The 23273-nt window shown below is 36.3% G+C and carries 16 protein-coding genes; 7 read left to right on the top strand and 9 right to left on the bottom strand.

The features are described from left to right. Positions 1–43 precede the first annotated feature (43 nt). Together Anndu_RS04120 and btpA are read right to left on the bottom strand one after the other, a co-directional pair. Positions 44–1309, bottom strand: a complete 1266-nt coding sequence (locus tag Anndu_RS04120) for a tetratricopeptide repeat protein (RefSeq protein ID WP_464103153.1) — start codon at positions 1307–1309, stop codon at positions 44–46. Between the two features lie 112 nt (positions 1310–1421). Next, positions 1422–2222, bottom strand: coding sequence for a photosystem I biogenesis protein BtpA (btpA, locus tag Anndu_RS04115; RefSeq protein WP_464103152.1), 801 nt, complete (start codon positions 2220–2222; stop codon positions 1422–1424). Between the two features lie 242 nt (positions 2223–2464). On the opposite strand from btpA, the gene Anndu_RS04110 reads away from it, so the two are divergent. Beyond that, on the top strand, positions 2465–2827 hold the full coding sequence (locus Anndu_RS04110) for a hypothetical protein (protein WP_464103151.1): 363 nt from the start codon (positions 2465–2467) through the stop codon (positions 2825–2827). Between the two features lie 125 nt (positions 2828–2952). On the opposite strand, the gene Anndu_RS04105 is transcribed toward Anndu_RS04110, so the two are convergent. Continuing rightward, positions 2953–4461 (bottom strand): site-2 protease family protein, encoded by a 1509-nt coding sequence (locus tag Anndu_RS04105; RefSeq protein ID WP_464103150.1) that lies wholly within the window; start codon positions 4459–4461, stop codon positions 2953–2955. 205 nt (positions 4462–4666) lie between these two features. Between Anndu_RS04105 and dnaN the strand changes: the two genes are divergently transcribed. Further along, positions 4667–5842 carry a DNA polymerase III subunit beta gene (gene dnaN / locus Anndu_RS04100; protein WP_464103149.1) on the top strand — a complete coding sequence of 392 codons (1176 nt, stop codon included), beginning with the start codon at positions 4667–4669 and terminating at the stop codon, positions 5840–5842. Between the two features lie 197 nt (positions 5843–6039). Here dnaN and Anndu_RS04095 read toward each other — a convergent pair whose 3' ends face one another. Then, entirely contained in the window at positions 6040–7569 is a 1530-nt protein-coding gene (locus tag Anndu_RS04095) for a TM0106 family RecB-like putative nuclease (protein WP_464103148.1), read from the bottom strand. A gap of 231 nt (positions 7570–7800) precedes the next feature. Between Anndu_RS04095 and Anndu_RS04090 the strand changes: the two genes are divergently transcribed. Both Anndu_RS04090 and Anndu_RS04085 read left to right on the top strand, forming a co-directional pair. Next, complete coding sequence (locus Anndu_RS04090; RefSeq protein ID WP_464103147.1) at positions 7801–8988, top strand: aminotransferase class V-fold PLP-dependent enzyme; 1188 nt, start codon at positions 7801–7803, stop codon at positions 8986–8988. Positions 8989–9030: 42 nt separating this feature from the next. Next, a complete protein-coding gene (locus tag Anndu_RS04085; RefSeq protein WP_464103146.1) occupies positions 9031–9939 on the top strand; it encodes an alpha/beta fold hydrolase in 909 nt (302 codons plus the stop codon). 105 nt (positions 9940–10044) lie between these two features. On the opposite strand, the gene Anndu_RS04080 is transcribed toward Anndu_RS04085, so the two are convergent. Further along, positions 10045–10995 (bottom strand): NAD-dependent epimerase/dehydratase family protein, encoded by a 951-nt coding sequence (locus tag Anndu_RS04080; protein ID WP_464103145.1) that lies wholly within the window; start codon positions 10993–10995, stop codon positions 10045–10047. Positions 10996–11171: 176 nt separating this feature from the next. Then, complete coding sequence (locus tag Anndu_RS04075) at positions 11172–13694, bottom strand: mannose-1-phosphate guanyltransferase (protein WP_464103144.1); 2523 nt, start codon at positions 13692–13694, stop codon at positions 11172–11174. A 147-nt stretch (positions 13695–13841) separates the two neighbouring features. On the opposite strand from Anndu_RS04075, the gene Anndu_RS04070 reads away from it, so the two are divergent. Beyond that, complete coding sequence (locus tag Anndu_RS04070) at positions 13842–14036, top strand: hypothetical protein (RefSeq protein ID WP_464103143.1); 195 nt, start codon at positions 13842–13844, stop codon at positions 14034–14036. Positions 14037–14205: 169 nt separating this feature from the next. On the opposite strand, the gene Anndu_RS04065 is transcribed toward Anndu_RS04070, so the two are convergent. Next, a complete protein-coding gene (locus Anndu_RS04065) occupies positions 14206–16239 on the bottom strand; it encodes an elongation factor G (protein ID WP_464103142.1) in 2034 nt (677 codons plus the stop codon). A 410-nt stretch (positions 16240–16649) separates the two neighbouring features. On the opposite strand from Anndu_RS04065, the gene Anndu_RS04060 reads away from it, so the two are divergent. After that, positions 16650–18185 (top strand): protein kinase domain-containing protein, encoded by a 1536-nt coding sequence (locus tag Anndu_RS04060; protein ID WP_464103141.1) that lies wholly within the window; start codon positions 16650–16652, stop codon positions 18183–18185. Continuing rightward, positions 18164–18454: a DUF29 domain-containing protein gene (locus Anndu_RS04055; RefSeq protein WP_464103140.1), complete on the top strand. Its 291-nt coding sequence runs from the start codon at positions 18164–18166 to the stop codon at positions 18452–18454. The genes Anndu_RS04060 and Anndu_RS04055 overlap by 22 nt, the downstream gene beginning before the upstream one ends. A gap of 100 nt (positions 18455–18554) precedes the next feature. On the opposite strand, the gene psaB is transcribed toward Anndu_RS04055, so the two are convergent. Next, on the bottom strand, positions 18555–20753 hold the full coding sequence (gene psaB, locus Anndu_RS04050; protein WP_464103139.1) for a photosystem I core protein PsaB: 2199 nt from the start codon (positions 20751–20753) through the stop codon (positions 18555–18557). 300 nt (positions 20754–21053) lie between these two features. Further along, positions 21054–23273: a photosystem I core protein PsaA gene (gene psaA, locus Anndu_RS04045; protein WP_464103138.1), complete on the bottom strand. Its 2220-nt coding sequence runs from the start codon at positions 23271–23273 to the stop codon at positions 21054–21056.

The following is a 23273-nucleotide window of genomic DNA, read 5'->3' as shown; positions in this document are numbered from 1 at the left end:
AGTTTTTTTCGGTTTTGTTGTTACCATCAATTTAAAAATTAATTTAATTATTATCAGTAATCGTGAGAATATTAGACATAGCAGGAATCACATTATTCTCTAAAAATAAATCAATTTGACCCACTTTATCAAATCTTTCTTGTTGAATAAATAAATTTTTGGCCTCCTGAATAAAGGCGATCGCCTCTTGAGATCGATCGGATAAATATAAGACAATTCCTAAATTCAAAAAGCCATCAGCTAAAGTGCGATCGAGACGAATAGACTCTAAATAAGCTCCGATTGCCTCAGTATAACGATTTTCCAAATGATAGGCCACTCCTAAATTGTAATGAGAAAGGGCATCATCAGGATTTAATAAAATTGCCTGTTCAAAAGCTGAGATGGCCTCCTCCGGTTTGTTTTGTTGTATTAAACTAATTCCCAACTCCCGATAAGCGCTCATATTGCGAGGCTCTAAATTAGTAGATTCTTCAAAACGCTCAGAAGCCGCTCCATAATTTTCTAATTGATTAAAAATTAAACCTAAATAATATTGACCTTGGGCATTATTGGGATCATAATTTAAAGATAGGCCTAAAGCCTCTCTTGCCTGTTCTAAACGATTTTGTCTGGCATAAATTAAACCTAATTGATAATAAGCGGGGGCGAATTTTTCATTAGTGGCGATCGCCCTTTCAAATAAACTGATAGCCTCATCAAGTGTGCCTTGTTTTGAGACAATTAAACCCAAATTATAATAGGCTAAAGTATAACTAGAATCTTCTTGAATTACCCTTGAATAAACACTGATCGCTTCTTGAGTTCTACCCATCAGATCTAAAGTTAAAGCTAAATTATATAAAGCCGGAACAAAGTCAGGATTAAGAGTTATTACCTCTTGAAAAGCCGTCATTGCACCTTGAATATTACCCTGACGATATAAGGCTAAACCATAATTATAATGAGCTTCAGGAAAATTCGGAGCTAAATTAATTGCTTGTTCATAATTATCGATCGCCTTATCCACTTCCCCCAACTCAATTAAACTATTAGCCAAAAGATAATAAGCCATCGGGATAAAAGGGTCAAATCTGAGGGCATCTTGAAAAGCCTGTTGAGCTTGGGCAAAATTATGAGTATTATAGAGCCTTACCCCCCGTTGAAAGAACTGAGCGGCTTGGAAATTTTCGGTATAAAGTCCATCAATTATTTGTTTATTGGTGGGCTGACCTTGATTTTTTTGTGCTAAAACAGGATTCCCTGCGATCAATCCTAAACTTAAAATTAAGGTACAAATCCCACTGATTTTGAGATTAGACTGGGACATAAATTAAGCCTCATCTTTGTTTGATACATTAAACAATTATTTTTTTAGTATAATTTTTAATTTTGAATTTGATTAATTGAATAATTTTTAGCTAGTGGTAACTCTTAACTTTTCATCGTTTACTGCGCACCACTTCCACAAATTGAGATACTCGGATCGGATCGATCGGTTCAGTCATCAGGCCTCTACGTTTTAAAGAACTAGCCACGATCACCCCATTGGCCGAGAGCATTAATTCCCCAATATTATCCCAATTCGCACCACTACCAATCAAGACAGGGGTATCACCCGCAACAGAGGAAGCAATTTCTAAATCTTCAAGGCTGGGGGGGTGGCCAGTGGAGCTACCCGATAAAATGACAGCATCCGCCAAACCTCTTTCAATGGTATCCTGCACAGCGACCCTGAGATTAGGAGAGCCAAGGGGACGGGCGTGTTTTACTAAAACATCGGCAAAAATAGCCACATTTGAGCCTAATTCTCTACGATAGCGTAATAATTGATGGGCTTGTCCTTCAATTAAACCTTGATCCGTTGCCATGATCCCCGTTAAAACATTGACTCTGATAAATTGGGCATTGACCACCGAGGCGATCGCCATTGAACTTTTTGCATCATTGCGTAACACATTAATGCCCACTGGAAGCACCACTAAATTCATGATGCGATCGATAATTAAAGTCATGGCACTAACTACGGCCGGATCCACCTGATCTTTTGCAAAAGGGGCATCAAAAAAATTTTCCACGATAATGCCATCTACGCCACCTGCGGCCAGTGCAGTTGCTTCTTGTTCTGCTCGTTCAATGACTTTTTTGAGATCGCCGCCCCATCTTGCTGAAGTTAGCAAGGGTAAAAGATGAACAACGCCAATAATAGGATTTTTGTTTGTAAAAAGTTGATTTAAGTCCACGCTCGTTTACCTAACGCACCGTCAAAGTTAAGAAATAAAGATACTTTAAGCGATTAGTTTTTAGCTTTTAAGCTAAAAATCTGCTAATTTTAAGGGCATAAGAATGAGATAGTCTCACACAATGACCTTATTAAGTATTAAATAAAAAATAAGTGCAATTTTAGATTCTATCAGAAGTTCGCCCAATCTTTAGGAATTTTTTTTGTTGCTAAAATAATTCAATTATTTAATTTTTAAAATTTATGTCTAATCTTGATCAAGATCACAAGGATCACAAAAAACCACCTTTAGTTGCTTTTGGCCTGGCTCCGATCGGTATTATTTCCATTGGGGTTGTGCCAATGGGGGTGGTTTGTATTGGGGTTGTGCCAATGGGGGTTATTTCTTTTGGCGCGGTGGCGATGGGGGTTATTTCGGCCGGTTTGGTGGCTATGGGTGCGATCGCTACAGGTGTTCAGTCAATGGGGCTGATTAGTATTGGGAAAATGGGAATGGGCAATATTAGAATACCAATTGAATTTGCTAATCAAAATTCTAATCTTTATTCCCCTTCTCAACCAGGATCTGAACCAATGGAAGATCAAAATATTCATCATCATCATTAATTAAAATCACAAATCTTTGATCAGTTGAAAATTAGTTAATTAGGCTTAAAATTGCTAACAATGATCTTAGAAAAAAAACCCTTCTCTCTACTAAAAAGAAGGGTTTTTTTTAAGCTTCAAGTATTTTAGCCAATACCTAAACGCCCCGCTAAACTAGGAGTTAAAGGGATTAGAGTTGCTAACATTAAAAATAAAGCCAATAAAGCATAGGCCGCCCTTGCATCATCGGGTTCAGTTAATTCATTTAAACTTGGTCTTTCTAAACCTCTTTGTAAAAATAAAATCACGATCGCCCAATATAAAGGTAAGGGATTAGCCGGATTAAATAAAGCAATAATTCCTAAAATAATTAAGGTGGCAATGGTTGATCTTCTAGCGGTTTTTCTACCATAAATTGCTTGAACAATTCTACCTCCATCTAACTGGCCGGCCGGTAATAAATTTAAAGCTGTAATGACTAAACCTAACCAACCAATAATCATTAAAGGATGTACTCCCACGATGGGATTACTAACCGCTTCTCCAAGGAAAATTTTAGCTAAACTACCCACTAAAATTGACCCTTGTAAAATTTCACTGGGTAATTGAAATTGACTGGTATTATTTGATAATAAAAAGCCCGTACATAACATTAATAAAGAGGTGATTCCTCCCACGGCTGGCCCTGCAAAAGCAATGTCAAATAAGGCTGTGCGATGGGGTAATAAGGATTCAAAACGATTTAAAGCACCGAAAGAAGCAATCTGCCAATTAGGAATAAAAAAGGGTAAACTTAACTTAACATTGTATTGTTTGGCAAAGTAAAAATGACCTATTTCATGTAATGCTAAAACAACAAAAATACCAACCGATAAAGGCAAAGTTTGGAGCGCATTTGACCATGATTGAGTTAAGTCAAATCCTAATAATAATCCCGAAGCTTCTAGGGTTGTAAAAATCGTTACTATCAGTAAAACTAAGGCTAAGACTTTCTCAAGTGTTCCACTAACTTTTGGATCATTACTACTAGGTAAAATCACAATGACTGGTTTTTCTTCTGGGCTTTCCACCAGAAAAAGACGATATTTTTGAGCTAATTTACTTTCTAATTTTTTAGTTAATTCTTGATGAACTTTCTCCGGATCTCCTCGTAAATTTCCTTTAAAAATAGCCCCAGCCTGATAGGAAATTGTCTCAGTGGCAAAAAAAGTATCAATCCCAAAAATGGTCTTAATTGTGGTTAAATCTTCAGCAGGAATAGGAATAAAAACATCTTCAGGACGAATTAAATTAGGTTCAGTTTGATTAATTTTATCATCTGTTTGAGTTTTATTTTCTTCATTCATTTTGAGTCTTTGGGCGGCTTTTTCTCTTAATAAAATATCCTGCCCCTGCGCTCTTAATTTTTTGCCAATGGCAATATAAGCCCCTACGGAGACAACTAATAATAAAATAATGCCGATCAAATTAAGATAAATACCAAGGGCAAATAAAGTAAAAAATAATAGCCAAGGTGTCATTAAAACAAGGGATTGTAACCATGCTAAAATTCCTAATTTACCGAACTTTTTAGCCCGATTAAACCCCCAAAACATCACCCCAAGAGCCACTACTAAAATTAAAGAAATTGTAAGTGTTTCTGAATTATTAAACATAATTATTAAATTGATTATTAGTTCTTAGTTATTTGTCATTTGTTAATAAGGAATAATTAATTATTAATTATCAATTATTCCTTATCAATTATCTATTATCCATTATTTATTATTAATTATCAACTATCAATTATTTTTGACATGAATTATCATTTTAGTGTATAATAGAAAATTTGTTATTTTCTAAAATCTGAAATTATTGATTATGAAATTAATTTGTTCTCAAAGCGATCTTAATAGCCATCTATCCCTTGTCAGTAGGGCAGTTCCCTCCCGTCCCACCCATCCCATTCTTGGCAATGTCTTATTGGTAGCCGATCAGGAAACTCAGCGCGTCAGTGTCACCGCCTTTGATCTGAGTTTAGGTATCCGCACCAGTTTCCCCGCCCAAATTATGACTGGGGGCGCAGTTACCCTTCCGGCCAAATTATTAACCGATATTGTAGGCAAATTAGAGGAACAGGAAATAACCCTCAGTTATGAGGATGACTCGGAAGACTCAGAAGCTACGGTTTATATTACTTCAGCCTCTGGACGCTATCAAGTCAGAGGCATGGGAGCGGATGAGTTTCCAGAATTGCCTACCATTGAAGAAGGAAAAAGCTTAATGTTACCTGTTTTTGCCATTAATGAAGGTTTAAAAGGCTCACTTTTTGCCGCTAGTACAGACGAAACAAAACAAGTATTAACCGGAGTACATTTAAAGCATTTGCAGGATAATTTAGAATTTGCGGCCACTGACGGCCATCGTTTGGCGGTGGTGGAAACCGGAGATCTGCCAACGGATGAAGATGAGGAAAGCGAACGCCCCTCCCTGTCTGAAATTGAAGATTTTGAAGTCACAATTCCGGCTAGGGCTTTAAAAGAATTAGAAAAAATGATTAGTTCGGCTGAAGAAAGTGACTTAATTTCTTTATGTTTTGATGAGGGTCAAGTCATTTTTGAATTGGGAGATCAAAGACTAACTTCTCGTAAATTAGACGGGGCTTATCCGGCTTATAATCAATTAATTCCTAAACAATTTACCCGTCAAATGTCGTTAGAAAGAAAGCGCCTAATTAATAGTATTGAAAGGGTTGCAGTTTTAGCTGATCAAAAAAATAATATTGTTCGTTTTAGTATTAATAATGAAGAACAAACTTTAAATTTATCAGTAGAAACAAGGGAAGTAGGAAGCGGAAAAGAACAATTAAGCGCTCAAATTTCTGGGGATAATTTGGAGATTGCTTTTAATATTAAATATTTATTAGATGGTTTAAAAGCTTTACCAACTAATGAAATTCAAATGCAATTAAATGACGCTAATCAACCTGTAATTATTAATCCTTTAGGCGGTCTTAAAATGACCTATTTAATTATGCCTGTTCAAATTAGAGATTAATATTTAATCACTAATAAATAACAAGTAATAAGTAATAAGTAGTAAAATTGATCAAAAAATGTTCAAAAATATGATAATTTAAAATTATTAAATTCTAGCTTTTCTCACATTCAAGAGGTACATTTAAGATTGTTCCACATCACAATTAACTAATAACAAAACCCTTTAATTAATGTACCTAACCAGTATAATAATTGCTAGATTAAAGTTGGTATTTTATCTGATAAAAATTGTACTAACCAATTTTTTAAATGAAATGTAGCCCAACAATCATCTTCATTATATCTTAAAATACATTTTAATAATTCTCGATCGCCAGTTTTTAACCATTGATCATACCACCATACACATTGATCCCCACCTATGCCTTGATGATACCATTGAAAACCTAACCAATTCCCCAAAGATTTTAAAGAATAATTTTCTACGGGTACGGTGATATAATTGGTTACAAAATAATGTAAATCAACACAACGATCTAAAATTTGTTGACGTTGTGAAGTGGGAATTTGATAAAGACTTGCTAAACGATTAATTGTATCTATTTCATATTCGGAAAAATGAAAAATAGGTGCATCAGGAAATTGTTTTAAAAGTGCAATAAATTCTTGCCAAATATTAATTTCATCTTCCGGTTTTTCCGCTAATAAAGGATAAAATCTATGGGATTTTTCTTGACGATTAATTAATAATACCCCTAATAAATAATCTAAATTTAAGTCTGGCTCGGCTTCAATATCAAAATAAATTTCAATATTATTAGTGGGAATTATTAAATTATTATAATTAGATTTAGGTTTAAGTAAGGCTTGATTTGTAATAATAGATCTGGCCTGTTGTTGTAATTGAATCGCAATTTGATCCCCCATATATTCACTCAAATTTTCGGGAGAAGCTTGGGCTAAACTTTCCACATTATTAATTTTTAATTCCTGTAATTGTTCATATCTTTTTGGGGTAATTCCTGGAATTAAACATAAATGTTTTTGGGCTTGAGCTATTTGATAACAATGATTATACCAAGGGCATAAACTACATCTTTGACGGGAAATAAAGACTTCAGGCTCAATTTTTTTTGCACTCATTTCTAAAAAATTAGTAATAATTTCCTGTAAAGGAGTTAACCAATTTTGGATCTGAATTTTATACTCTTTTTCACTGCGTAAAATTAAACTAGCATAAGGAGGTAAAACCCCTTGAATTTCTGCTAATAAATAAGCATTAAAAGCACCGATTAATTTATATTCCCCTTTAGGCCTACTGCCAAATTTAATATTAATTGGTAAATATAACCAATCACCAAATTTAGATTTTCCTGCTATTTTAATTAATAAACTAGGAGAACTAATGAAGGTGATTCCTTCAGGAAAATAACTTAAAATATCTTCAATAATTGCTGTTTTTGTTAAAAATTTTGCTAAATTTTGACTACTTAAAATGCCTTGATAAATTACCTCAACACCTTGAGCCATTAAAGTTTCTGTTTCGGCAATTTTTTCAGATTGGGAAGGGTAATATTTTTGCTCATAGCTATCTATTTTTACCCCCTCAATATTAACATATTGATAACGGGATAAAACCTGTTCTAAATGTTTTTGACTCTCTTGATGTAACTTTTTGACAAAATCTTTTTCTTTCTCTTGTTCTTGGCGATCGCCATATAAATCGAGAAAAGCTCGGCGTTGACAACGCTTATAAATGTGCAATAAATCATCAGTTAATAACATACATTTTCCCAATTAACAATAAACAATTGACAGTAAACAGTTGACAATGGGCAATTAATCTTAAAATCTGTTTGATCACAACAGAGTAATCCTAATAAGATCAAAACTAAGCTTATAATGATCTTAAAAATTTAAACTTGATTAATTGTCAATTGTCCATTGTCAACTGTCAACTGATAACAATTGTTTTATAATTTATTATAATAATTAATCATCAAGATAGGTAAATTTATGCTCACAGAAACAAGCTCAATTACGATCGAACAACATAGACAGGAATTCCCCGCATTAGCAAATAAAGTTTATTTTAACTTTGGGGGGCAGGGCCCCATGCCCAAAGCGGCCTTAGAAGCGATTATTGATGCTCATAAATATATTCAACGTCACGGGCCTTTTTCCTTAAAAATCAATAGTTGGCTTAATCAACGCAATCAAAAAACCAGAGAAGTGATCGCCCAAACTTTAGGCACAACCATTGAAACTATTACTTTAACAGAAAATGTGACTACTGGTTGTAATATTGTGATCTGGGGAATGAATTGGCAACCTCATGATGAAATTGTCATGACTGACTGCGAACATGATGGAGTTATTGCGATCGTTCAAGAAATTGCTCGGCGTTTTCAGGTTAAAGTGGTGACTGTACCTATTTTTGAAACTCTCAACCAAGGTGATCCCGTTCAAGTGATTGAAGCCCATCTTACCCCCAAAACTCGCCTAGTGGTGTTAAGTCACATCCTATGGAATACGGGTCAAGTTTTACCCTTAACTGAGATTGTTTCCCTTTGTCATAATTATCCTTCAGGATTGATTCCCGTTTTAGTGGATGGCGCTCAATCCGTTGGCTGTATCCCTTTAAATTTAAGCCAGTTAGACGTTGATTATTACGCTTTTACAGGCCATAAATGGCTCTGTGGGCCTTTTGGAGTGGGGGGTTTATATGTACGCCCCCAAATGTTAGAAAGTATCAATCCCACATACGTTGGTTGGCGTAGTGTGATCTGTGATCATGAAGATCGTCCCATTGGTTGGAAAGCTACGGGAGAGCGTTTTGAAGTGGCTACTTCCTCCTACGCTCAATATGAAGGGTTTAAAGGTGCGATCGCCACCTTAGAAGAATGGGGAGATCAAGATCAGCGTTATGAGAGAATTTATCAATTAAGTGGTTATTTATGGGAACAACTATCTCAAATAAAAGGAGTTAATTGTCTTAAAAAATCTCGTCCTTTATCCGGTTTAGTTTCCTTTCAAATTGAGAATCAAAATCATCATCAATTTGTTAAATCTTTAGAAGAAAAAGGCTTTTTCTTGCGCACATTACTCTATCCCGATTGTATTAGAGCTTGTGTTCATTATTTAACCCTTGAAAGTGAAATCGATCAATTAATTGAAGCAATTAAAAATTTAATTAATCAATAGTTTTTATTATTTGTTATTTGTTCATAATTAATCATTTATTAAATGAATAAACAATCATTATTTTATAATTGGAAAAATTATCGTTGTGCCTATGAATTTCATGAAGAAAGTTCAGAAGAAAAACTGGCTTTATTATTAATTCATCCCATCGGAGTGGGCTTATCTTGCCAATTTTGGCATCCCTTTATTAAAACATGGTTAAAAATAGAAAAAAACTATCCTATTTATAACCCTGATTTATTAGGTTGTGGTGAATCAGATCAACCCCCTGTTGCCTATTTTCCGCAGGATTGGGCGGATCAATTAAATCATTTTTTAACTCAAATTATTCAAGCTCCTGTTGTCATTATTTGTCAAGGAGGTTTATTTCCCATTGCAATGGATTTAATTAATACTTGCCCCCAACCAGAATTAATTAAAGGTTTAATTTTAAGCAGTCCTCCTACTATTAAATATATCACAGAAAATAAACCCTATTGGCAACAAAAATTAAGTTGGAATATCTTTTTTAATGCCCCATTAATCGGCACTAATTTTTATAAATATGCCCGTAGCCGTCAGTTTTTAGAAAAATTTTCCACCCGTCAACTATTTGCTAATAGTCAATCTATAGATCAAAACTGGTTAAATACTTTAGAAAAAGGAGCAGAAAATTTAAGTAGTCGTTATGCGGTTTATTCATTTTTAGCCGGATTTTGGCGACAGGATTATCGAGCAAAAATGAAAAATATTAAACAAAAAACTTTAATAGTTATGGGTGATCAAACTTCATCAGTGGGAAGGGATCAAGTATCAGAAACACCTCAAACCAGACTTAATTTTTATCTTAATCAATTTAGTAATAGTCAAGGAATAATTATTCCCGGCCGTAATGTTTTACCCTATGAATCTCCCGCAGAATTAGTATCAGTGAGCCTTAATTTTGTCAGGGATTTATCAGTGAATAATTAACTTTAAAAATTGACAATTACCCCTACTTAAAATCTACTTAAAAGTAGAGGCTTTAAAATAAGTAAAAACAATTTTATTTACTTATTAATTGTCAATTTTTAATTGTTAACTGATAAAAATATCCTCTATGGTAGAGCAATAATTTTCTAAACCAAAACTAGAAGGACAATAATATTTTTGATAGGTAAAATGACGATAATTTAAACAAAAATAATCCCATTCAGCCATTTGAATCTTAAATATTTTAATAAAAAAGTTGGCTAAATTAATAGATAATGGTATTTGAAAATAAATTTTTTTGCCAAAATAATGACATAATTGTTTAATTGCTTGTTCGGCGGTTAAAGGGTCATTTCCTAAGACAAATAAACGATTTTCAGCTAAAGGTTTTTCAGGATTTTCTGGGGGGGGATTATTAATTAAATGCACTACCACTTTAGCAATATCTTGACCATGAATAAAATGAAAACTACCATCAGCTTTAAACCATCTTATTAAATTAATCCATTTAACCACATCTTTTAAGCCTCCTGTAAGGTGAGAATAGGGTTTTTTCTGATCACCACCAAAGACAAGAGTAGGGAAAACTGTGGTAATTTTGGAGGCAATTTTTAAGCTAGAAAGACGGGTAAAACATTCATATTTTGTCTTAATATAATCCGTTCCGATTGTTTCTGCTTCCTTTAATAATTGATTATCATTGCCTAAAATACTCGCTGTGGAAAAATAAATAATTTGTTGACAAATTTCAGGATTTAATAATTCCATTAATGCTAAATTTTTAGTGACATTAATATTATAAGTTACCGTAGGATCACCCCATGCAGTTGCAACTAAAACCGCCACATTAATAGTTTTTAAAAGTTCGGAATGTTCTTCAATATTAGCTAAATTTCCTTTAATAATATGAATGTTAGAACGGGCAGTTAAATCTACTGTTAATTTATCAGGATTTCTCACTAATAAAAATAATTCATCTTCAGTTTCATTGATTAAAGTTTCAGTTAAATAGTGGCCAATACAGCCACTTGCACCTGTAATAAAAATACGTTTCATGGGTTTTAATTTAATTATTTCTGCTTGTTTAAGACCTAAAATTTAAGATTGATTGAGTCATTTTACCATATCATATCCCCATGGCCTCAAGGGGTAAAAAATATGCTTAAATGCTTTTGTGATTCGTCATTTGTTATTGATTATTGGTCATTCTTATTAATTGTTAAAAAACTCAATCAAAGGGGATTCATTCCCTGTTCTTTATCAATAAAAGATTGAACTTTTTCACGATATTGTTTTAAATTTTGAATAACCCATTCTCGATCGTCACTATTAGCATAAATATGAACTAACGGTTCACCCGCATCAGGTAAAATTAAAACCCAATTATCATTTTGACGATTGATAATTTTGACCCCATCAATTAATTCTAAATTTTCAGCTTTGTGAGTTTCCACTAAATGACGCATTAATGAGCCTTTCACTTTCCAAGGGCAACGCACAGAATAGGATTTATGGGACACCGTTGGTAAATCCATTCTAATTTGAGCTAAGGATCTTTTTTGTAAAGTTAACATTTCTAATAATTTGGCGATGGAAAACATCGCATCAAAACCCGGATGGAGTTGGGGGAAAATAAAGCCCATATCACCACTTCCCCCTAATACCACATTGGGATTTTCTTGGGATGCCTCCATTAAGGCGCTAGGATTGGCTTTAGTGCGTATCACCTTGCCATCATGACGGCGGGCGATCTGTTCTACGGCCGAGGAAGCATGAACAGGTACTACCACCGTACTACCCCGTTTAGCGGTTAAACAAATATTGACCATTAAGGCGGTTAAGGCTTCTCCCCGAATGGCTAAACCGTTTTCATCTACGAGGATTAATTGTTCCCCATTAGCGGAAACTTGCACTCCTAAGTTAGCTCTTAAGGCTTCCACTACCTGTCCTAACTGGTGTAACATGATTTCTCTTTCTTCGGCCGAAATTGCATTTTGATTGAGACTAGCATTTAAAACCACCGCATCACATTCAAATTTAGCTAAAAGTTGGGGTAAAACCGCACCTGATACGGCAAAAACATAATCTATGACGATTTTAGCCCCACTATAGCGGATTGCCTCCACATCAAGTAATTTTTCAAAACTGGTCATATAGGTTTCATTAATTTGAGAGGGATAAGCAATATCGCCAATCTTGGACACAGGCACTCGCCGTAGTTCTTCTTTAAAATAAGCCCCTTCAATTTTTTTCTCTTTGGCTTTAGAAACATTAATGCCCTGTTGATCCAAAAATTCAATTAAGATGGAATCGGCTCGATCGGGGTGTAAACGCACATGAATACCACCTTCCACATCTAATTTTCTGGTCATAGTGCGGGAAATGGGGATGGCCGCGCTCCCTAAATTTTGAATATCAACCCCCGTAGACATTAACCCAGAAATTAAAGAACGAGTCACCATCCGAGACACATTACGCTGATCCCTTGATATAACCACAGAGGAGCCGGGTTTTAAGGTTGAACCGTAGGAAGTGCCTAATTTTACCGCAAATTCGGGGGTAATATCAATATTAGCCAAACCGGAAACCCCCCTTTGACCAAATAAATTTTTATAGGCAATATTCCCCCAAATTAGGTTAATATTGAGAATTGTACCTGATTCAATTCTTTTATTCGGCCAAACTCTCACATCATTACTAACTTGGGCTTCCTCTCCAACCGTACTTAAAGCACCGATCACCGCACCTTCTAGCACTTGCGCACGGCGATCAACCCTACTACCTCTGGAAATGACACAGGCGCTTAAACTGGCTTCATCACCGATCATCGCACCATTCCAAATAATCGGCCGTTTTAAGTCCGCATCCGCCCCGATGGTAACATTATCACCGATGATTGTACCTGCTTCAATTTTGGTTCTAGCCCCGATGCGACAGTCACTACCAATAATCACAGGGGAATCAATTTTGACGGTGGGATCAATATAAGTATCTTTACCCACCCAGAGGCCGGGTGATTTTTCCTGATAATCAAAATCTAGTTTAACTTTCCTTTCCAAAGCGTCATATTGAGCCTCTCGGTAGGCATCTAAATGCCCCACATCACACCAATAACCTTCCGCTACATAACCATAGATGGGATCACCATTGGCCAATAAGAGGGGAAATAGATCATTAGAAAAATCTTTTTCTTCATGGGGGGGTAAATAATTTAACACTTCCGGCTCTAAAATATAAGTGCCAGTATTCACGGTATCAGAAAAAATCTCACTGGTGGAGGGTTTTTCCAAAAAACGCACAATGCGATTATTTTGATCGGTAATAACTACCCCAAATTCTACCGGATTAGGCACACGGGTTAAAATTAAAGTAGCTTTAGCTTTTTTCTCTTTATGAAATTTAATGGCTGAACTTAAATCAAAATCAGTGATACTATCCCCACTAATCACTAAAAAAGTATTATCCAATAATTCCGAGATATTTTTGACACACCCAGCCGTGCCAAGGGGCTGATCTTCTTCGATCGAGTAGGTCATTTGTACTCCAAACTGCTGGCCATTGTGGAAATATTCCTGCATGACATCGGGTAAATAGTGAAGGGTAGCAATAATTTCGGTAATATTATGACGTTTTAATAAATTAATGATATGTTCAGCGATCGGGCGATTTAAAATAGGCACCATCGGCTTAGGCAGATCACAAGTTAAAGGCCGTAATCGAGTGCCGGATCCCCCTGCCATTAATACTGCGCGCATAATTCATTACTCCTGTTATGTTTAAATTAATCAAGTTTATAAAAAAATTGCTGATGACGACTTTAAGTTAATATTCTTATTGTCTCATTGTTTATCTTTAAGATTAAAATTAAGTTATAAATCGTTAATTTTGGAGTATTAAGTAAAATGGGTAAAATTTTAATAATTGTGCTGATCATTGGCTATTTTTGGGGAGGTTGGAAATTCTGGAAAGGTTTTAGACAAACTAATTTTCAACCTAATATCATTAATCGTTTCTTTTTATCTGTTCTTTGGCTTCCCTTATTAATTGTTAATAAATCTTATCGCAAAAATTATCAAAAAGCCTTAAGAGGGAAGTAAAATTTATTTAACAATTCAATGAAAATCACTAAATACAACTTTTGTAGAGACTTTCTATGAAAGTCTCTACAGGGTTTTAGGAAATAATGAAAGGTATTTTTTATAAAGATTTAGTATTACTTTCTTCCCTTTTATAATATTACTTATTACCTATTATTTATTACTTATTTTAATGTCCATTATTACTATTAGCTAAAACAGTTTGAGCTACTTTTTCTGGTACTTCTTGTAAATGGTCATATTGCCATTCAAAAAAGCCCACGCCCATTGTCAGCGATCGCAACTCAATAATAAAGTCGTGCATTTCAGCTTGGGGTAAATAACAGGTGATCTGATCCCATGCTTTCCAGTCAGCTAAACCCTCATAACCTAAAATTTGTCCCCGTTTTCCCGTGATTAACTGTAATACTTTTGAAGTATAATCCGTTGGGGCGCTCACTTGTACCTGTAAAATGGGTTCTAAAAGTTGGGGATCACATTTGGGTATGCCCTCAGTCATGCCTAAACGGGCGGCCTGTCTGAAAGCCTGTTCAGAACTATCTACATTATGATAGGAGCCATCGGTTAAAGTCACATCCAGATCCACCACCGGAAAGCCTAAAACCCCTTTACTAAGGTATTCGATCACACCTTTTTCCACCCCCGGAATATATTGTTTGGGTACAACACCCCCTACGATGGTTTCATGAAACTTAAAGCCTTCTCCCCTTGGTAATGGTTTAATTTCTAAGTAAACATCCCCAAATGCTCCATGACCTCCGCTTTGATGTTTATAGCGGCCATGTACTTTGGTAGTGGTGCGGATGGTTTCTTTATAGGGCGTTAAAGGAAGGCGAGTCGTCATGGGTAAGTTATACTTGCGTTCAAGGCGATCGAGGGATACCTGTAAATGAATATCACCTTGCCCCCAGAGGATCACTTCATGGGTATCATTATTTTGCTCCCATGTCAAGGCGGGATCCTCGATCAATAATTTAGTTAACGCATCACTGATTTTAACCTCATCTTGACGGTTTTTAGCGGCGATCGCCAGTGCATAGACGGGTTTTAAAAGATCGGCTTTCGGTAAGTCCTTAACGCCTTTTTCACTATTGCTTAAAGTTGTTCCGGTGGTGATACCTTCTAAACGGGCTACACCCACAATTTTACCCACTCTAGCGGTATTAATTGATTTTTGTTGACTTCCCATCAAATTATATAAACCGCCCAGTCTAACTCCATTTAAGACCATTCCATCGGTTAATTCTCCCTGCCACACCCGTACTAGGGACATTTGACCACCTTGGGGCGAAAAATAGGTTTTTAAAACCTGAGCGATCGTTTCCCCCTTGCCATCACTTTTTAAACCCCGTCTTTGCGCTGTAACATGGGGTTCAGGGGCTTCTTTCACCAACGCATCTAATAAAGGGCGCACTCCAAAATCTTGTTCTGCAATACCAAAGAAGATTGGTACAATTAAATCTGCGCCCAATTCCATTTTTAAATCTTTAACAATTTCCTCTTTTGATGGTTCAATTTCTTCTAATAATTCCTCCAATAAATGATCATCAAAATCCGCTAGAGTTTCCAACATTTCAGTGCGGGTAATATGTTCTTCCTCTTGTAGATCTTCTGGTAAAGGAATGGGATCCGCTGGACTTCCCGCATGATATTGATAGGCCTGTTCTGTGACTAAATCAATATAACCGATTAATTCTTGCTCTTTAACAATAGGATATTGTTGGGGAACTAAGGGACGAGAAGAAATATTTTTTAAAGCATTTAAAACTTCTGCAAAACTATCTTTTGCCCGATCCATTTTATTAATAAATACTAGATGGGGTATTTGCCAATCATCTAAAAATTTGAATAGGGGGGCAAGGGTTAAAATCCGCTCCCTTTGTGCTTCACAGACGATAATGGCCGCTCCTGCACCCACTAAGGCATTATTAGTTTCTTGGACAAATTCGATCGAACCCGGACAATCAAGAAAAGTAAAATTAATATTATCATAATCCGTACTAGCCACCGAAACTTCCACACTCATTTGACGTTTTTTGGCTTCTGGACTAGAATCACTGACGGTATTTCCATCTTTAATATTACCTTTCCTAGTGATCGCTCCCGTCACCGATAAAATACTTTCTAAAAGGGTTGTTTTGCCACTAGAATAGGGGCCAACGATCGCAATATTACGCACATTTTCCATATTATTTTGACTCATTGTAGTTAGATTCACCAATTTTTATAACAATAAAATAGGATTAATTCCCACTTAAATGTTTTTATACCTTAAATCATAAAGATTTTAACTATTTGTTTATAAGTCTATAAAAAATATGACAAATCTTAATGTTTAGTTAATAAGATTAAACTTAATCAATTTATGTTAAGAACTATGAATTTAGGAAATTTTTACTAATTTTATAATCCATAGTTTGCCAGATTAAATATTAAATTAAAGTGTTAATTAATTTTATAGCAATGCAATTTAGTGATATAAATTAGAGTAATTATTGATCAAAGCCTAATCATTGTCCTGTCTAAAACTGATTTTTTAATGTTATTTTAAATAAATACCTCATCATTTAAAATCTAACAATAATATTAGTATCCCCAATCTAATAATCTTTTATGGCTAAATGTTTTAACTCTGACTGTTTACATCAAAATCCTAATCATAATAATTTCTGTCAAAAATGCGGACAAAAATTATTATTAAAAGATCATTTTCGAGGCCTTAAATATCTCGGTGAAGGTGGTTTTGGTATGACTTTTGTAGGGATTGATGAACATAGAAGAAATAGCCCCTGTGTGATTAAACAATTTTTACCTTTATCACAGGGTAGCAGTGCTTTACAAAAATGTATTCAATTATTTGAACAGGAAGCACAATTATTAGAAAAGTTAGGTAAACATCCCCAAATTCCTGATTTATTGGCTTTCTTTGAACAGGATAATAACCTATATTTAATTCAAGAATATATTGAAGGGCAAGATTTACTTAAAGAATTACAAAATCAGGGAAGATTTAGCGAAAGTAAGATAAAATCTTTTTTACTGGAAATGTTACCCGTCTTAGATTTTATTCATAATAAAAATATAATTCATCGTGACATTAAACCAGAAAATATTATCAGAAGAAAAAACAAATTAGATCCCGCTATCTATGGACACATAAGTGATTTAGTGTTAATAGATTTTGGAGTTTCTAAACAGGTTACTTCTACTATTTTAACTCGTATGGGTACTATTACAGGCACTCCCGGATATGCTCCTCCTGAACAATTACGGGGTTTAACTAATAATTCTAGTGATTTATATAGTTTAGGTGTTACTGCGGTTAGATTATTAACGGGTGTGTTTCCTGAAGAAAGAAATGGTAGTCTTGTGGATGAGATTTTTGATCTCTATAATTTAAGTTGGGTATGGCAAGAATGGTTAAGTAAAAAAGGGATTTCTATTAATAAAAATTTAGCTAATATTTTAGATACAATGTTAGCAGAAAAAATCAGCGATCGCTTTCAATCTGCGAGGGAAGTTTTAGAGATTTTACAAAGTAATAAAACTCAATCAATTAATATCAAAAATGTGGTACAGGCTTCTAGCCTGTCACCTCAAGTTAACACAGGCAAAATGCCTGTGCCACAAACTCCCCTCTCCAGTGCGGGAGGGGCAGGGGGTGAGGGCATTAAATTAATAACAAATAAGGCTAATTTTACTCAATTAGATCAACTTTTAAAACAAGGAAAATGGAAAGAAGCTGATCAAGAAACTAATAAAGTAATGTGTAAAATTAAGAGACGAGAAAAGGAAGGTTACTTAACAAGTGAAGACTGTCTAAATTTCCCCCGTGAGGAGTTAAAAATTATTGATCAACTTTGGGTAAAATACAGTAACGGAAAATTCGGCTTCTCGGTGCAGAAAGAAATCTGGATCGCTTGTGGTGGTATTGCAGGGGAGTTTAATTATGATGAGTATTTAAAATTTGCCAATACAGTAGGCTGGAGAAAATTCGGAAAGTGGTTGTCTTACTCAGATATCACCTTTAATATAAATGTACCCTATAACGGACATCTGCCCACTCGTTGGATATTGACAAAGAGGGGGTTAAAAGAGTTTTGGTTTTTGGGAGGTATAGGAAAGGAGTGGATTTTTCTTATCGTCTAATGCAAATTATTAAACATTTATTATTATTACAATATTGGACGGCCGAATTGGAAAATAATTGTTATCGTTGGCGATCGAAAGTGGTAACTTTTCGGGATCAAATTGAAGGGAGATTAAACAAAAATTTATATAATTATCTTCAACAGGAACTGACTAATATTTATCAAAAAGCTTTAAAACAAGTCAAAATTAAAACAAATTTTCAAGTTAATTTTCCCGAAGAATGCCCCTATACTCTTGATCAATTATTAGATGAAAATTATCTTTAAAAATTTAAAAATTTGTCAATAAACATTAAATTATATATAGAAAAATCCCCCTGTTTAGGGGGATTTTCCTTTAATTACTTAAACCTTGTTAAATTAGGGTTTAGCCGAACTTACCAGCAGTAGAAGCAATTAAGAAGGCCGCATAGGTTAGGATATAACCCACAGTAAAGTGAGCTAAACCAACTAAACGAGCTTGAACAATAGAAAGAGCAACGGGCTTATCTTTCCAGCGAACTAAGTTAGCTAGAGGAGTACGCTCATGCGCCCAAACGATTGTTTCGATTAACTCTTGCCAATAACCACGCCAAGAGATTAAGAACATGAAACCAGTCGCCCAAACAAGGTGTCCAAATAAGAACATCCAAGCCCAAACAGAAAGATTATTAGTTCCAAAAGGATTATATCCATTGATTAACTGAGCAGAGTTAGCCCATAAGTAATCTCTGAACCATCCCATTAAGTAAGTGGAGTTTTCGTTGAACTGAGCAACGTTACCTTGCCAAATACCTAAATGTTTCCAATGCCAGTAGAAAGTTAACCAACCCAAGGTGTTTAACATCCAGAACATCGCTAAGTAGAAGGCATCCCATGCAGAGATGTCACAAGTACCGCCACGACCCGGGCCATCACAAGGGAAGGAGAAACCGAAATCTTTTTTATCCGGCATTAATTTAGAACCACGAGCATCCAACGCACCTTTAACTAAGATTAAGGTGGTGGTGTGTAATCCTAAAGCGATCGCATGGTGAACTAAAAAGTCCCCAGGACCAACAGTTAAGAATAAAGAGTTAGTGCCACTGTTAAGAGCTTCTAACCAACCGGGTAACCATGCCGCACCTGTTTGGGTGATGCTATCAGGGTTAGACAGTAAAGTATCAAAGCCATAAAGAGCTTTACCAGAAGCGGCTTGAATCCATTGAGCAAACACAGGTTCAATTAAGATTTGCTTTTCAGGAGTGCCAAAAGCAACTACCACATCATTATGTACATATAAACCTAAAGTGTGGAAACCTAAGAATAAAGAAACCCAACTTAAGTGAGAAATTAAAGCTTCTTTATGTTCTAACATTCTTGCTAAAACATTATTCTTATTAGCTTCAGGATCATAGTCACGAACAAAGAAAATTGCACCGTGAGCAAAAGCCCCTACCATTAAGAATCCGGCAATATACTGGTGATGAGTGTAAAGAGCCGCTTGGGTGGTGTAGTCTTTCGCAATAAAGGCATAAGAAGGCATTGAATACATATGTTGAGCAACTAAAGAAGTTACCACACCTAAACAAGCCAACGCTAAACCTAATTGGAAATGTAAGGAATTATTAACAGTGTCATACATTCCTTTGTGACCGTCACCTAATTTACCACTGGGAGCTTTATGAGCCTCTAAAATATCTTTAATGCTGTGACCAATACCAAAATTAGTACGGTACATATGACCAGCAATAATGAAGATAACAGCGATCGCTAAATGGTGATGAGCAATATCTGTTAACCAAAGAGACTCAGTTTGAGGATGGAAGCCACCTAAGAAGGTTAAAATCGCTGTACCTGCACCATCAGAGGTATTAAACACATGATTAGCAGTATCAGGATTTTGCGCATATACGCCCCAGTTTCCGGTAAAGAAGGGAGTAAGTCCAGCCGGATGAGGTTTCACCGACAAGAAATTATCCCAACCCACATGAACACCACGAGATTCAGGAATGGCAACGTGGATCAAGTGACCTGCCCAAGCCAAGGAGCTAACACCGAATAAACCAGCTAAGTGGTGGTTTAAACGAGACTCAGCATTTTTAAACCAAGATAAGCTCGGACGGAACTTCGGCTGTAAGTGTAACCAACCTGCAAACAAGAATAACGCCGAGAGAATCAGGAGGAACATAGCCCCACCATGTAACTCATTGTTACTTCTCATCCCAATGGTGTAAAACCAATGGTAAACACCAGAATAAGCGATGTTAACAGGGCTAGAAGCACCTGCTTGAGTGAAAGCATTAATTGCACCTTCACCGAAGTGAGGATCCCAGATCGCATGGGCGATGGGACGAACGTTCAGGGGATCTTTGATCCATTGTTCAAAGTTACCTTGCCAGGCTACATGGAACAGAGTGCCGGAAGTCCAGAGGAAAATGATTGCCAGATGACCAAAGTGAGAAGCAAAAATCTTTTGGTAAAGATTCTCCTCAGTCATGCCATCATGGGTTTCAAAATCATGAGCAGTGGCAATCCCGTACCAAATCCGACGAGTAGTAGGATCTTGAGCTAGGTCCTGGCTAAATTTGGGAAATTTAGTTGCCATAAGTGTTTGTGGAAATTCTCCTTCCTAAAAAATGAGGCTTAATTAGATTATAAAAAGCGACTCATCTAGCGTCTTTTTTTTTACATCCTGTCAATCTTGAGCCAAACTTGAACCAAGACTGACAAAGTTTTTTTTAACTTAAAAGCGGTCTCCTGTTTTGGTTGTCCAAAAATTCGTCCGTTTTCTTTACATAAAAGATTTTACTTCCTTCAGAAGCAACGTGCCAATTTTTGTTAAGAAAATATGTATTTTGTAACATTTCCCTTTAACAAAAACTGGCACGGTTGGCCATTGACTAAACTAGCCAATGGATAAGCTTCTTGCCAAGAAGAATGCCCAAGTGGTAACAATACCGCCTAAGAGGTAGTGAGCAACACCCACAGCACGTCCTTGGATAATGCTTAACGCACGAGGTTGAATAGCCGGAGCTAATCTTAATTTGTTATGAGCCCAAACAATAGACTCAATTAATTCTTGCCAGTAACCACGTCCACTGAATAAGAACATTAAGCTAAAGGCAAAAACAAAGTGACCAGCTAAGAACATAATTCCATAAGCAGATAAAGCAGAACCGTAAGAGTTAATTACGTTAGCCGCTTGCGCCCATAAGAAGTCTCTTAACCAACCGTTGATGGTGATCGCACTTTCAGCAAAGTTGCCTCCAGTAACGTGAGAAACAGTACCATCAGCCGATACAGTTCCCCATACATCTGACTGCATTTTCCAACTAAAGTGGAAAATAACCACAGAAATAGAGTTGTACATCCAGAAAAGTCCGAGGAACACATGATCCCAACCGGAAACTTGACAAGTACCGCCACGACCAGGACCATCGCAAGGGAAGCGGAAACCTAAGTTAGCTTTATCTGGAATTAAGCGAGAACTACGAGCGTAGAGTAAACCTTTGAGTAGGATTAATACAGTAACGTGGATGGTGAAAGCATGAATATGATGCACCATAAAGTCCGCAGTACCTAAAGCAATAGGCATCACTGCAACTTTTCCTGCTACTGCTACGGTAGCACCACCGAACGCATAACTTGCGGGTTCGGTTGCATAGGGAGCAGTGTTACCTGCCGCCGCCGCATGGATACCTTGAATCCACTGAGCAAAAATAGGCTGAAGTTGGATCGCTTTATCAGAGAACATATCTTGAGGACGACCTAAAGCTCTCATGGTGTCATTGTGAATGTATAACCCGAAGCTATGGAAGCCTAACCAGATACATACCCAGTTGAGATGAGAAATGATAGCGTCTCTGTGACGAATTACTCGATCAAGAAGATTATTAACATTCTTCGCAGGATCATAGTCTCTCACCATGAAGATCGCACCATGCGCACCAGCACCCACGATTAAGAAACCGCCAATCCAAGTGTGATGGGTAAACAGAGATAACTGAGTACCATAATCAATCGCTTGGTAAGGGTAAGGAGGCATAGAGTACATATGGTGAGCCACAATGATGGTTAAAGAACCCAATAAAGCTAAGTTAATCGCTAATTGAGCGTGCCAAGAGGTGGTTAAAATTTCATAAAGACCTTTGTGACCTTCTCCGGTGAAAGGACCTTTATGAGCCTCTAAAATCTCTTTCATGCTGTGACCAATACCAAAATTGGTACGGTACATATGACCAGCAATGATAAAGAGAACAGCGATCGCCACATGGTGATGAGCAATATCGGTAAGCCATAAGCTACCAGTAACAGGGTTTAATCCACCTTTGAAGGTTAAAATGTCAGAGTAAACGCCCCAGTTTAAAGTGAAGAAAGGTTTGATTCCTTCAGCAAAAGAGGGGAATAACTCAGCCATTTTTCCAGCGTCAAGAAACTCATGAGGTAAGGGGATGTCTTGTGCTTTAACACCACTATCTAAAAGTTTATTAACGGGTAAGGAAACGTGGATTAAGTGACCTGCCCAGCCTAAAGAGCCACAACCGAGTAACACTGATAAGTGATGGTTCATCATAGACTCCACATTTTGGAACCATTCCAATTTGGGAGCTTTTTTATGATAGTGGAACCAACCAGCAAACAGCATTAAAGCCGCCATGACTAGGCCACCGATGGCTGTAACATAAAGCTGATCGCCATTAACGAAACCAGCCGCTCTCCACATATAAAACAGACCAGAGGTGATCTGAATACCATGGAAGCCACCGCCCACATCTCCATTTAAAATGCCTTGACCAACGATGGGCCACACCACTTGCGCACTAGGCTTAATGTGGGTGGGATCGTTTAACCATGCTTCATAGTTGGAAAAACGAGCGCCGTGAAAATACATTCCACTTAACCATACGAACACAACAGCTAAGTGACCAAAGTGAGCGCTGAAGATTTTACGAGAAATATCTTCTAGGTCACTGGTATGACTATCGAAATCGTGTGCGTTAGCATGGAGATTCCAAATCCAAGTTGTGGTTTTAGGACCTCTAGCCAACGTACGGTCAAAATGCCCAGGTTTTCCCCACTTTTCTGTTGAAGTAGGTACTGGATCATTGTCAACCCCAAACGCCAT

This window comes from Annamia dubia NIES-4383 (genome assembly GCF_055394725.1).
The sequence above is the reverse complement of the archived record's forward strand: the minus strand, read 5'-3'. Positions and strand labels throughout refer to the sequence as shown.

Bases quoted from the DNA above. Each gene is read 5' to 3' on its own strand.
- Anndu_RS04070 (WP_464103143.1), top strand. From the start codon at position 13,842: ATGGGTAAAATTTTAATAATTGTGCTGATCATTGGCTATTTTTGGGGA.
- Anndu_RS04075 (WP_464103144.1), bottom strand. From the start codon at position 13,694: ATGCGCGCAGTATTAATGGCAGGGGGATCCGGCACTCGATTACGGCCT.
- Anndu_RS04105 (WP_464103150.1), bottom strand. From the start codon at position 4,461: ATGTTTAATAATTCAGAAACACTTACAATTTCTTTAATTTTAGTAGTG.
- Anndu_RS04095 (WP_464103148.1), bottom strand. From the start codon at position 7,569: ATGTTATTAACTGATGATTTATTGCACATTTATAAGCGTTGTCAACGC.
- Anndu_RS04060 (WP_464103141.1), top strand. From the start codon at position 16,650: ATGGCTAAATGTTTTAACTCTGACTGTTTACATCAAAATCCTAATCAT.
- Anndu_RS04110 (WP_464103151.1), top strand. From the start codon at position 2,465: ATGTCTAATCTTGATCAAGATCACAAGGATCACAAAAAACCACCTTTA.
- Anndu_RS04065 (WP_464103142.1), bottom strand. From the start codon at position 16,239: ATGAGTCAAAATAATATGGAAAATGTGCGTAATATTGCGATCGTTGGC.
- Anndu_RS04090 (WP_464103147.1), top strand. From the start codon at position 7,801: ATGCTCACAGAAACAAGCTCAATTACGATCGAACAACATAGACAGGAA.
- dnaN (WP_464103149.1), top strand. From the start codon at position 4,667: ATGAAATTAATTTGTTCTCAAAGCGATCTTAATAGCCATCTATCCCTT.
- Anndu_RS04085 (WP_464103146.1), top strand. From the start codon at position 9,031: ATGAATAAACAATCATTATTTTATAATTGGAAAAATTATCGTTGTGCC.
- psaA (WP_464103138.1), bottom strand. From the start codon at position 23,273: ATGGCGTTTGGGGTTGACAATGATCCAGTACCTACTTCAACAGAAAAG.
- Anndu_RS04080 (WP_464103145.1), bottom strand. From the start codon at position 10,995: ATGAAACGTATTTTTATTACAGGTGCAAGTGGCTGTATTGGCCACTAT.
- Anndu_RS04120 (WP_464103153.1), bottom strand. From the start codon at position 1,309: ATGTCCCAGTCTAATCTCAAAATCAGTGGGATTTGTACCTTAATTTTA.
- psaB (WP_464103139.1), bottom strand. From the start codon at position 20,753: ATGGCAACTAAATTTCCCAAATTTAGCCAGGACCTAGCTCAAGATCCT.